General features: G+C 60.3%; 12 protein-coding genes. 11 read left to right on the top strand and 1 reads right to left on the bottom strand.

Going from position 1 to position 12238, the window contains the following annotated elements:
* The first annotated feature begins 67 nt into the window (after positions 1-67).
* The 5 genes from PWJ82_RS02805 to PWJ82_RS02785 all read left to right on the top strand — a co-directional run bounded on the left by PWJ82_RS02805 (position 68) and on the right by PWJ82_RS02785 (position 4881).
* Complete coding sequence (locus PWJ82_RS02805) at positions 68-790, top strand: sugar O-acetyltransferase (protein WP_274735225.1); 723 nt, start codon at positions 68-70, stop codon at positions 788-790.
* 61 nt (positions 791-851) lie between these two features.
* Positions 852-2381 (top strand): hypothetical protein, encoded by a 1530-nt coding sequence (locus PWJ82_RS02800; protein ID WP_274735224.1) that lies wholly within the window; start codon positions 852-854, stop codon positions 2379-2381.
* Positions 2382-2430: 49 nt separating this feature from the next.
* Positions 2431-2934: a hypothetical protein gene (locus PWJ82_RS02795; RefSeq protein WP_274735222.1), complete on the top strand. Its 504-nt coding sequence runs from the start codon at positions 2431-2433 to the stop codon at positions 2932-2934.
* A gap of 98 nt (positions 2935-3032) precedes the next feature.
* On the top strand, positions 3033-3896 hold the full coding sequence (locus PWJ82_RS02790; RefSeq protein ID WP_274735221.1) for an HAD family hydrolase: 864 nt from the start codon (positions 3033-3035) through the stop codon (positions 3894-3896).
* A 289-nt stretch (positions 3897-4185) separates the two neighbouring features.
* Positions 4186-4881, top strand: coding sequence for a GntR family transcriptional regulator (locus tag PWJ82_RS02785; RefSeq protein ID WP_274735219.1), 696 nt, complete (start codon positions 4186-4188; stop codon positions 4879-4881).
* Positions 4882-4889: 8 nt separating this feature from the next.
* Here PWJ82_RS02785 and PWJ82_RS02780 read toward each other — a convergent pair whose 3' ends face one another.
* Positions 4890-5129, bottom strand: a complete 240-nt coding sequence (locus tag PWJ82_RS02780; protein WP_274735217.1) for a hypothetical protein — start codon at positions 5127-5129, stop codon at positions 4890-4892.
* Positions 5130-5339: 210 nt separating this feature from the next.
* Here PWJ82_RS02780 and PWJ82_RS02775 point away from each other — a divergent pair, with 210 nt between their 5' ends.
* From PWJ82_RS02775 to PWJ82_RS02750, 6 genes are all read left to right on the top strand, one after another.
* Positions 5340-5990: a tripartite tricarboxylate transporter TctB family protein gene (locus tag PWJ82_RS02775; RefSeq protein WP_274735216.1), complete on the top strand. Its 651-nt coding sequence runs from the start codon at positions 5340-5342 to the stop codon at positions 5988-5990.
* Positions 5991-6008: 18 nt separating this feature from the next.
* On the top strand, positions 6009-7703 hold the full coding sequence (locus tag PWJ82_RS02770; RefSeq protein WP_274735214.1) for a tripartite tricarboxylate transporter permease: 1695 nt from the start codon (positions 6009-6011) through the stop codon (positions 7701-7703).
* 2 nt (positions 7704-7705) lie between these two features.
* The gene (locus PWJ82_RS02765) at positions 7706-8689 is read left to right on the top strand and encodes a tripartite tricarboxylate transporter substrate binding protein (protein ID WP_274735213.1); all 984 of its coding nucleotides are present in this window, start codon (positions 7706-7708) and stop codon (positions 8687-8689) included.
* A gap of 65 nt (positions 8690-8754) precedes the next feature.
* A complete protein-coding gene (locus tag PWJ82_RS02760) occupies positions 8755-9762 on the top strand; it encodes a sugar phosphate isomerase/epimerase family protein (RefSeq protein WP_274735211.1) in 1008 nt (335 codons plus the stop codon).
* A gap of 75 nt (positions 9763-9837) precedes the next feature.
* Positions 9838-10830, top strand: a complete 993-nt coding sequence (locus PWJ82_RS02755; protein ID WP_126135471.1) for a 4-hydroxythreonine-4-phosphate dehydrogenase PdxA — start codon at positions 9838-9840, stop codon at positions 10828-10830.
* A gap of 35 nt (positions 10831-10865) precedes the next feature.
* The gene (locus tag PWJ82_RS02750) at positions 10866-12179 is read left to right on the top strand and encodes an MFS transporter (RefSeq protein ID WP_274735210.1); all 1314 of its coding nucleotides are present in this window, start codon (positions 10866-10868) and stop codon (positions 12177-12179) included.
* Positions 12180-12238 lie beyond the last annotated feature (59 nt).

Below are 12238 nucleotides of genomic sequence, written 5' to 3'. Positions count from 1 at the left end.
CCCCCCCCCACGGGCGTCGTCGTACCACCTTTCCATCTTGCCCCGCACATCAACCTAAGGAAGAAAAATGCCTGAAAAGCCTCTCAACCCGCGCCGTGTGGCCCGCCCGCACGTTGGTGAGCTGCCCGAACGCAGCCGCTGCCCGATTCCGGGTGAACCCGTGGACGTGCAGTGGCGGCGCATGGTGGAAGGCCGGCTCTACCGCTGGGGGCCAACGCAAGCCCGGGTGCGCGAACGCGCCATCGCGCTGCTGGAAGAATTCAACGCCGAGGCCGCTTGGGGCAGCCCGCGCGCCACCGAAATCCTGGGCGAACTACTCGGTGAAATCGGGGCCGGCTCCCAGATCGTGCGCCCCTTCACCTGCGATTACGGCGTGAATATCAGCTTGGGGGAGGGCTCCTTCATTAATACCGGAGCGGTTATCCTCGACCTGTGCCCGGTGCGCATCGGCGCCGGGGTCCTCATTGCCCCGCACGTCACCATGTCCTGCGCGTCGCACCCCATCGACCCAGCTCTGCGCGCCACCCGCCTCGAATACGGCCGCCCCATCACCATCGAAAATAACGTTTGGATCGGCATGGGTGCCTCCATCGCGGGCGGCGTGACCATCGGTGAGAATTCCGTGGTGGGCGCCGGCGCCGTGGTGCTGCGCGACGTCCCGCCGGGGAGCGTTGTGGGTGGAGTTCCGGCCCGCGTGCTCCGTTCCATTAATTCCGACGACGCCGCCTTCGCGGCAGCACTCCTCGCTGACTACCAAGCGGACGTAAGCGAGGAGCCTCTTTTGCAGTAGCCCAGATGCGCGGGCGGCGCATTATCGCTACCCTGGAAAGGCGCCGAAGGAAGGAAGTTTTGTGCCGCATCGTCACCGTCGATCGCACCTGGCATCGCTCACCCTGCTCGCCGTCCTGGCCCTCGTTCTAGCTCTCGGTCTCAGCTCATGCAGCAGCGCCCCGAGCGCCCAAGAACGCGGTCCCATTGCCGTGCACCGCGCTCCAACGGCGGACCTGGTGCTCCCCGTCGCGGATATGGAAGGTGCCCTTGCCGCCTCCGCCACGCTTTTTGCCAGCGCCCGGCTCGCGGTAGTGAGCGGCCCGGACTCCGTGGAACAGGCCGGTGAGCTGGCCGAATCTCTCGGGGTGCCGGTTTTCCCGGTGGGGAATGCGCAAGCGCACGTCGCGCCTCTCGCGCCTCAAGGAGGGGCGCAGCCCGAAGCCCCGATTGCCGAGAGCGCCCTCGCCGCGGAATTTGAGCGGCTCGGAGTCACGCATACTCTCCTGGTTGGAACCGCGGCCCCGGCCTGGTTTAGCGGCACGGTCGAGGAGTATCGGTACCCGCTCACGCCGGCCGATTTCCACTACCTGCCGGCCACCACCACCGCGCCATTCCCCGTCATTACCGACGGTGCGAATTCCGCTACTCTGGCCACGGTGCGTGCGGCAGGTGGCGCCGTCGTCGAATCTGGGCCCGATCCGCGCGCACGCAGTGCAACTATCCGCGCGCTCGCGGGAAGCGAGGCGGCGGTGGCCAGCTTCGGCGTCGACCTTCCGAATCTTTCTTGGCAATTAGCGGCGGCGCGCACCGGAACGGAACTGCCCGGCGGCGGGCAGCTGGTGCTGGACGGCAAGCGCTACGTAGCGCTTTACGGTTCGCCGGTCACGGCCGCGCTGGGGGTGCTCGGCGAGCAGGGCGTGGAGGAAACCGTGGCGCGGGCCGCAGCGCATGCCCAGCCCTATCGCGCCCTCACGGAGGATGCCGTTATTCCCGCGTTGGAACTCATCGTGACGGTGGCGGCCGGGCAGGCCGGTGACGATGGTAATTATTCGCACGAATGGGATCCGGATATTTTCATCCCCTATATTGAGGAGGCCGCGCGGCACGGCCAGTACGTGGTCCTCGATTTCCAGCCCGGGCGTTCCAGCTTCCCGGAGCAGGTCAAACGCTACGAGAAGCTGTTGCGCTACCCGAATGTGGGTATCGCCTTGGATCCGGAATGGCGCCTGGGCCCGGATGATTTCCCGCTCGAGCGCATCGGCCACGTGGAGATCAGCGAGGTCAACGAAACCATTAATTGGCTCGCTGATTTTGTGCGGGAGAATCAGCTACCCCAGAAAGTCGTGATTCTGCACCAGTTCCAGGTGCAGATGCTGCGCGACGTCGATCAGCTCGACCGGTCCCGCGCCGAAGTCGCGCTGGTGATCCACGCCGACGGCCAGGGTAGCCAGGCCGCCAAGCAGGACACCTGGCACACCCTGCACAGCTACGCGCCCGCGGGTGTGGCGTGGGGCTGGAAGAACTTTTACGATGAGGACACCCCCATGCTCACGCCGGAGGAAACCTACACCCAGGTGGAGCCAACCCCGGCTTTTGTGAGCTACCAGTAAGCGCGGTCGAATCCGCGCGGGGCACGGGCCCGGAAACGAAAGGCGTGACATGCGGAGCAAGAACATGATGGCGGTTGCCGCGGGCGTGATGGCTGCGCTTTGCGGCGTGGCGGGCCTGGGCGGCTGCAGCGGTGATACGACGACGCCGCCACCGGCCACGCCCCTCCCCGGCGGCCCCGGGGATACCGAATCCGGTCCCGCTGCGGCTATTGCGCACGGGACCGGGGAAGTGAAAGTACGCGGCGGGGTGATTATTAGCGGCGGGGTGGCCACCATGTGTGAGGTGTTTATGGCGAGCTACCCGCCCCAATGCGGGGGAGCGCGGGTGACTATCGCCGGCCTGGAAAGCTATTCGCCCCAGCGGCTCGGCTTGCAAACCGTGGATCCGGCAGTGGTGACGCGCCCGGGTGAAACTCCCAAGCCGGCCAGCCCGGATCCGGCCTGGGGTGAGCTGGCCCTGACGATTGATATCACGGAGATCGCCAAGGATGGCCAGTCCGCCACCGCGCAGCTGGTGGAAATTCACGGGAAAGAAACGGTGAGCCACCGGTAGCGGGCGGTGTCGGCGGCGGGTGTGGCGGCGGGTGTGGCTGCGGTGATGCCGGCCGCGCGGCCCACCCGGAGCGCGCGCGAGTAGCGTACCGTGGAGATATGGCTATTCATCTGGACCTGGAAGCAGAGCTTCCCGCAGACCTTCTCACCATTGACGCGCTGGCCCTTGATTTGGACGGCACCCTGGCGCGCAATGACAAACACGTTTCCGATGCCACGATCACGGCACTGGCCCGGCTGCATGCCACCGGCGTCGCGATTATCGTAGCGACCGGCCGGGTATACCCGGCTACCGTGGGGATTTACGAGCGTGCCAATATTGACGGCCCGCTGATCGCGGCTAGTGGCGCTATGGCGGTGGCCTCCGTGCGGGATTATGCGCATGGTGAGGTAGGCGCGGCGTCGTACGAACCTATGGATGATGAACTCTACGAGCGCATCCTCGACTTTTGCCGCAAGCATGCCCTCCAGCTGGTTATTTTTGGACGCGACCACCTTTTCGCCAAGGAGGACGGCGAAGCGGTGCGGGTGCTCGCCGAACGCAACGAAGGCGAGCAGCCCATCGTGGCGGATCTGGAGGAGCTGCCCCGCGAAGACCGCCTCAAGGCCGCGCTTTTTGCTAACGACGCAGAGTATGAGCGTATCCGCGCTGATCTTGCGGCGGAATTCCCCAACGCGGCGCGCTCCTATGACGGCACTATTGAGGTGACCAGCCCGGCTACCGATAAATGGGTAGCGCTGCGCACCATCCTCGAGGGGCTCGGCGCCCCGGTTGCTCGCACCGCCGGCATCGGCGATTCCGCGAATGACCTGCCCTGGCTGCGCGAAGTGGGTGTGGCGATCTGCCCGTCGAATTCGGTAGCGGCGGTCAAGGACATTTCCGCCTATGAGATCGGCTCCAATGACGAGGATGCCGTGGCTGCGCTGTGCAATCGGATCGCGGAGGCGCGGGAGGCACGCTGACGGAGGTGTGGGAGTCGCGCGAAAGGCACGGAGGCGCGCTGATCAGCAAGCCTACGGACCTCCCGAAAAAGCTAATAAAGTGCGGGCGGCTTGATGAGTGCAGTCAAGCCGCCCGCGGTTATCGCAGCGGCGTTCCTTTGCTTAAGTGACCTTGACTCAAGTCCCGGAGCTGGCCCAGCGCCCTCGGTATACTATGCCCATACCCCCGCCTCTGTGACGCGATTCTTTGCGTGCTAACGGCGCGAGACGGTGGGCGAAGAGTGTGTTCATTGGATTCCAAGGAGTCGCCGTGGCCGTCACCGGTTCTCTGCTTAAGCGTCGTCGTGCTGCTTTGCGTGACGAGGTGTATTCCACCATACTCGATATGCTGCTGGGCGGCGTGTTCCAGCCGGAAGAATCTTTGAGCATTGACGGCCTGGCTCGTGATCTCGATGTCTCTCCTACCCCGGTACGCGAAGCCATGGTGGAAATGGAGCATACTGGCTTGGTGGAGCGTCTAGCTCGGCGCGGCTACCGGGTGGCGCCCCCCATCTCTACCGAGCAAATTCGCAAACTCATTGATGTCCGTAAGCTTCTGGAACTCCAGGCGGTTGACTGGGCTTATCCGCACGCCAAGCGACTTCTTCCGGAATTGCGCCAGGCCCACGCCGAACACGAAGTCGCGTGGCAGAATCTCGAACATGAAAAAGGGCACCTTGACCTCGCCCATATCCGCCACTATTTCGATGCTGATTGGAACTTCCACCGCGTTATTATTCGCTACGCCAATAATTCATACCTGGAATCGGCGGTGGATAACCTCGCTTTCCAGGCTCACCGCATTCGCCAAACCGTTGGGGAAGGAAGTTCTGACGGTGCGCAGGCCACTGCGGAGCATCATGCTATTTTGGAGGCTTTCGCCTCGGGTGCGCGCGAGGATGCACTAGCTGCTATGGAAGCCCATCTCAACGGGGTGCTGCGCCGATCAATTTCTGACGCGGAATAAATCGTTTATTAGCATCCACGGCCGGCTTGGCGAATGCGCCGCGCGGCAAGCGCGAGGCTGATAAAGATCCACGCAGGCCAAGCCCAGCAAGTAGCTAAGGCGAAGTAGGTGGTTCGCCGTGCGCCCCGATCCAGCTGCGAGTGGGGATCCTTTGCTGCGTGGCGCAATCCGCGTACCAGGTTAATAGCCCAGAGCACCGCGACACCTAGGTAGATAACAATCCCGACCGTGATGAGAATCTGCCCCATCGCTCCTCCTTCGGCATCGGTGTGACGGCTGAGAACGTCTCGCTTTTGTGTAGCTTCGGCATGTCACAGTACCGCGCGACCCTTGTCACAGAATCCTATACGATATAGGATATTGGAAACTTAGTAGCGCGCGTCACTGTCGATGTCGGTTTCAAAGCAGAAACGTCATCCCTACCACAGAAGTGCACTACCAGAAGGAAAGGTTGCTCGATGAGGAGTACAACGGTGAAGACCGATGGAGACCCTGGGATGCACCCACCCGGCGCGGTTTCTCCGAACACCACGGGTGCCACCACAAGCGCGCCGGCACAAGCCCAACGCCAGTGCGGAAATCGGGATATCGGCGCACTGGCTTTCCGCCTCGTTATTTTAGGTATCGGCATCTACGTCATTGTGTCGGGATGGAATTACGGACTATCAGAAACCAATGGCGAAGTTGGTGCCGGGCTCATGCCTTTCGTCGCCGGTTGCGTTATTGTCCTCGCCTCGATTTGGGATCTCATTCGCTCCAACATCACGAAGCCCGCGCCGGAAACTGACTCAGAAGATGACGAATCCGTCCAGCTGATGGAACAGTATGCGGCAGAAGAAACGCCCGCGGAAGGTGAACGCACCGAACGCCAGCGTCAGCTCGCGGTAGTCTACGTCTTCCTCGCAATGCTTGGCGCAATTATCCTCACCCGCGTGATCGGCCTGCTGTTTTCCGTCACGCTCATGGTCTTTGTCCTCGTTGTTTTCGTGGAACGGCGCAAATGGTGGCAGGGGCTCCTCGCTGCTATTCTCACCTTCCTCTTCGGCTACGTGGTTTTCTCTGTGCTTCTCCAAGTGCCGCTTCCTACCGGGATGCTTGACCTGGTGTAAGGGAGGAACGAACATATCATGATTGAGAATCTTCTACTCGGTTTCCAAACATCTCTCACCCCAGACAACCTGCTCTGGTGTTTCATCGGGGTACTTCTCGGTACCGTTATTGGGATGCTCCCCGGACTGGGGGCCACCACGGGCGTGGCAATTCTGCTGCCTCTTACCCTCACGATGGAACCGGTCACCGCGCTCATTATGCTCGCGGGTATTTACTACGGGTGCCAGTACGGCGGCACGATTGCTGCGGTCCTCATTGCCACTCCGGGAGATGCGAGCGCCGTCGCAACAGTTATAGACGGCTACTCTCTAGCCCGAAAAGGAAAAGCTGGTAAGGCGCTCGCGATTGCTGCCATCGGCTCCTTCTTCGCCGCCATTGTTTCCCTTATTCTGCTCTGCTTGGTGGCAGCTCCTATTGCTCAATTCGCGCTGCGTTTCGGCCCGGCTGAAATGCTCGCCATTATGATCATGGGCCTGCTCACCATCATCTCCTTCTCCGGCGATAACCTCGCCAAGGGCCTCATGATGGCCGGTATTGGCCTAGTGCTCTCCACCGTGGGAATGTCCTCGGCCTTCGCGGCTTCGCGCTTCACCTTTGGAAGCGTGAGTTTGCTGGGCGGCATTGATTTCGTCGTCGTTATGATCGGAGTATTCGCCATCGGTGAAGTAGTGTCCCAGATCGGTGCGGGCACCGCGAAACCGATTCGTGCCCGCATGCGTGACATGGTCATTAAGCCCTCCGATATTAAGCAGGCTTTTCCGGCCATTACTCGTGGTACCGGGCTTGGATTTGTACTCGGCTGCCTGCCCGGTGCGGGGTCCACTCTTGCCTCCCTGGTTGCCTACGGCGCGGAAAAGCAGGTCTCCAAGAACTCCCGCAACTTTGGTAAGGGCGCTATTGAAGGCGTAGCAGCCTCCGAATCTGCAAATAACGCCGCGGCCAATGCGAATTTCGTTCCGACTCTCGCGCTGGGCGTTCCCGGTGGTACGACGACGGCAGTTCTCCTCGGCGCATTTGTCATGTACGGGATCCAGCCGGGGCCCCTCCTCTTTGAGAATCAACCTACGTTGGTGTGGGGTTTGCTAACGTCTTTCTTCATCGGGAACGTTATCCTGCTCGTCCTCAACCTGCCCATGGCACCCGTCTTTGCCCAAGTTCTGCGCCTGCCTTACTCCTACCTCTATCCCCTCATTATCTTCTTCTCGATGTTTGGGGCATTTGCAGTAGAGAATGGTGTTTTCGCACTCACGGTTCTTTTCGTTGCTGGCTTGGCTGGGTTCTTCATCAAGAAATATAACTATCCGACGGCGCCGCTCATCCTGGGCATGGTGCTTGGGCCCATGGTGGAACGTTATCTGGTGCAGACTTCTGCTTTCAGTCAGGGCGATCTCACCATCGTATTCCGTCAGCCCCTAGCCTTGACCATCCTTGGCATCACCCTTGCCATCATGGTGGTCCCGGGCCTCCTCAAGCGTTTTTCACGTAAATCCAGCCGCAAATCCGCGGCGGCCGAAGTTCCCGCAGAAGCGACTTCCGCGATTGAGCCTGTGCCGTCCGTGGATGCTGCGCAACCTGCTGCCGTGGGGGAGTGCACCGGCTCGGCCGCGCGCGGAACCCGCGCTCTCGACACGACAACCACCCCACCGCCGGGTCTTGCGCTAGGCGGTGACATCCCCCAATCCGGATCAACGACGATCAACTCTAAGGAATAACAATGAAAATATCACGACTCATGAGCGGTATCGCCGCTGTTAGCTGCGCGCTCCTTGCCCTCTCCGGCTGTCAGGATAAGGGCGGGGGTTCCTCCGCGGGAGGAAGCGATTTCGATCCCGGCGCCCGTATCACCATGGTGGTACCTATGGCCCCCGGTGGTGGTTCCGATATGTCAGGCCGTGCCATCGCCTCCGGCCTGGAGAACGTCACAGGTAAGTCCATCTCGGTGGAGAATCGCCAGGGTGCCGGCGGCGCCGTCGGCTATGCTGCGTTCCTGGGCGAAGAAGGTGATAGTTCCAAGCTCCTCGCCACCGAAACCGCCCTCATAAACCTTCCTCTCACCGAAAATGTGCCCTTCACGTGGCGTAGTTTCACCCCGATCATGAAGGCGGGTCAGGACTCGACGATCATGGTTGTAAAGAAGGGCTCTCCTTACAATTCCTGCCGTGCTGTGGTGGATGCGGCGAAGGCCGGTCCTGTCAAGGTTTCCATATCCGGTGGTGTGACCGGTAACGACGCTATCCAATTTGGCCTTATCGAAAAGGACCAGGGTGTGCAGTTCCAACGCGTGCCCTACGAATCCGGAGGTGAAGCCGTGACTGCGTTGCTCGGCGGACACGTTGATGTCGCCCTGGGTAATCCCAGCGAAGTGATGGGCCAGCTGGAAGCCGGCGATCTTGTTCCCCTGTGCGTGATCTCCGAAGATCGCTATAGCTACGATGCGCTCAAGGATATCCCCACCACCGTGGAGGAAGGCATTAACGTGACCTTCTCCCAGTTCCGCGGCCTTATCGCGACAGGTGGGATCAGCGAAGAAGCCCGCGAGTACTGGATTGATGCAGCAAAGAAGTACAGCGAAAGCAAGGACTTCACCAACTACATGGAAACCAATTTCATGCAGATCGATCCTCTCTTCGGCGATGATTTCGTCAAGTACCTCGAAGGGTACGAAGCAGATCTCAAGAAGGGACTCGGGCAGAGCTAAGGCTCGCTAGCAATAAGCAGATAAGCGCCGGCCCCGGAACCGGGGCCGGCGAAAGGAGTGATGAGGTGTATACGGCGGATACCTGGCCAATTGCGGCCAAGATGAATTTCGGATCCCGCACAGAAACAGGGGAGGATATAGGAACCGCACCGGTAAGCATATGGGAAGACCAGCTTCTCCAAGTCAAGGAGCTTGGTTTCGGTGCCATTGATCCGATGGATGATTGGGTTCCCCTTGTTGAGATATCCGAGGAACGCTTCGCGTCTTTCCGGGATATGTGCCGCGATCTCGACCTCAGCATTCCCGCTATTTCCGTAGGTAGGCGTTCCGTCGTCGATGTTCGCAACGGAGATACCAATCTTGCCTTCGTACATGACCTCATTGACCGCGGGCATGAGCTCGGGGCACAGGTCATCAATATCGGCTTTATGGAGGCCCTCACCCCGGCGCAGGAAAAAGCGCTGTGGTTCTGGCTAGCACCCGGGCACGTATGCGATCCGCAATTGCGTCCGCTCGCGGTGGAACGGGTGCGGGAACTAGCCCGGCACGCCGGCCAGCTCGGAATGCACATCAGCCTGGAAATGTACGAAGACACCTACGTGGGAACCCACGACGGCGCGGTGAGTTTCGTGCGTGATATTGACCGTGACAACGTGGGGCTTAATCCGGATATCGGCAACCTCATTCGCCTGCACCGGCCCATGCCCAGCTACCAGGACATGTTCGATGCGGTTCTTCCCTACGCCAATTACTGGCATATCAAGAACTATATTCGCGATGAGGACCCGGAAACTGGCACCTATATGTCCGCGCCGGTTCCCCTGGAAAGCGGACTTATTAACTACCGCGCCGTGATTCGGCAAGCTTTGCGGGGTGGCTTTACCGGAGCATTCATGGTGGAACACTACGGCTCGGACTGGCTGGGAGTGGGAGCAACAAATGCCCGCTATATCCGCCAGGTACTGCGCTCCGCACTGCGCACCATTGATCCTTTCAACGCGAATCTTTCCGCCACGGGCCAGGGTGCCATTGGACAGATTACTCGTGAGTCGGCCCCCGCACCGTCGTACTAATCCCCGAACCTATTTACCCCAGTTATCCGTCCGTCACTGGCCGCACGAGCGACCACAGCTACAAAGGAGAAAACAATGACTATCGTTCCCAATCTTGCTATGACTATCGGTGATCCCTCAGGCATCGGCCCCGAACTGGCGATGAAGTTATGTGCCGATGAGGAGAACCGTCAGAAGGCCAATATTAAGCTGCTTGCATCGGCTTCCGAAGTAGAGAAATACTGCGCGGAGCTCTCTCTGAGCTTCCCCTATTCGGAAGAAGCAAAGCCCGGTGAGGTGCAGATCGTGGGATCCGAGCTCCAAGATCAGCCCGTTAAACGCGGGGAGCATTCCGTGGAAGGCGGTCGGCGTGTGAAATCCGATCTCCTCAAGGCTATCGGCATGTACAAGGACGGCAAAGCGGATGCGATTATTTTCCTCCCCCTCAACAAAGCCGCGCTCCACGAAGCCGGCATGCATGAAGAGGACGAGCTGCGTTGGTTCGCCAAGGAACTCAATTACGACGGCTTCACTTCCGAACTCAATTTCATTCCCGGGCTCACCACTTCGCGCGTTACTTCGCATTGTGGAATCTCGCAAGTAGCCGCCCGTATTAACGCCCGAGCGGTTCGCGATGCCATTAACCTTCTCAACGATGTTATTAAGGGCATCGGAGTAGAAGAACCGCGTATCGCGGTATGCGCGCTCAACCCGCACGGTGGAGAATCCGGGCAGTTCGGCCGGGAAGAAATTGACCATATTGCCCCTGGGGTGGAACTCGCCCAGTTTGATGGTGTTAATGTGCAGGGTCCCTTCCCGCCGGACACCACCTTCATGCGAGCCCAGAAGGGGAATTTCGACGGCGTTGTCACGATGTACCACGATCAGGGCCAGATTGCTCTCAAGACCATTGGCTTCGATAAGGGTGTGACGGTTCAGGGAGGTTTGCCCGTGCCGTTGGCCACCCCGGCCCACGGCACCGCCTACGAAATCGTGGGCCAGGGTATTGCCTCCATCGGTCCCTCCCAGCGAGCCTTTGATATTGCTACTTCCCTCGGGGTCAAGACCGCAGAAGCGGCCCAGGCATAGAAAGCCGGTTCACCATGTCCGTTAATAAGCACGCAGTGAGCCACCCACGCAAGGGTAAAAAATCGAAGATTCGCATTGAAGTCTTCATGATTTTGTGGCTCATTATTCTGCTCAACTACATTGACCGCACCACCCTGTCCATCGCCCTGCCCTTTATCGATAAGGAACTGGGCATCGATGAGGATATGCAGGGATGGATTCTTTCTACTTTCTTCTGGACCTACCTCATCTTCCAGGTTCCGGGTGGTTGGCTCCTCGATAAATTCGGGCCACGCCGCGTTATCGGTGCGGCCGGAGCACTTTGGGGCGGAACCCAGATGGTTATTGGTTTTATCCACACCGGCTTGGGCTTCGGGGTATCCCGCTTGCTCCTCGGTGCATTGGAAGCACCGTGTGCGCCCTCGGGCTCCAAGCTCAACTCTTCTTGGTTGCCTTCCGGGGAACGTGCCCGCGGCGCCACTTTCGTGGATATGGCCGGGGCCTTCGGCTCCGCTGTGGGTGGCATTATGGTCACCGCAATAATTGGATTCTTCGGGTCCTGGCGCTGGGCTTTCTATATAACCGGCGGGATCACGGTGATCGTTGCGATTATCTACTACATCTGGGTGCGTGACACTCCGGAAGAACACCCACGGGTGAGCGCGGAAGAACTCGAACACATCCGCGAAGGTGAGGTAGGTCAGGAAGGGGCCGAACTCACCGCAGAAGAAAAGGCCAAGGTCCCGCGCATCGTTGACTATGCACGTTCCACCTCCTGGTGGGCCTTCTGGTTCGGGCGTCTTGGCTGGGCCACAGTATGGTGGGGCCTCATTTCCTGGACCCCGTCCTATCTCTCGCGTGCCCGCGATTTCGATTTAGCCGGCCTAGGCTGGGGCACCTTCTTCATGTTCATGATGGGCGTGGTGGGCCAGCTGGTAGCCGGGTGGCTCGCGGACTGGGGCCGGCGCACCTTCAACGATTACAACAAGGTTATGAAGGCACTGCTGGTCGGCTCCGCCCTCGGCATGGCGGTATGCGTGGCAGCTATCCCCTTCGCCCCCTCCGGAATGACCGCCCTCTTCCTACTCTCCGGCGCGGTATTCTTCACGAACTTCGGTGGGCTGTACTGGGCTATTCCGGCTTGGCTCGCCCCGAAGAGCCAGGTGGGAACGGTTGGTTCTGTCATGAACATGGCCTCATCCCTGGGCGGTGCGCTTGCTCCCATCATCATGGGCTACGCGATCAAGGCAGCCGGGGGCTCCTTTACTGGAGCGTTCGTATTCCTCGCCTGCGCGGCAGGACTGTACATGATCGGTTCTGCCCTCATTAATTTCAATCGTCCCTTGGCGCAGCGGCGGCTTATCGCCTAAGCGCGCCTCGTAGCGACGAATTTTTGGGTGCGGTGGGGGGGGGGGGGGGGGGGGGTCGG

This window comes from Actinotignum schaalii (assembly GCF_028864145.1).
Classification (GTDB): domain Bacteria; phylum Actinomycetota; class Actinomycetes; order Actinomycetales; family Actinomycetaceae; genus Actinotignum; species Actinotignum schaalii_B.
This window is presented reverse-complemented; position numbering and strand designations above follow the sequence as displayed.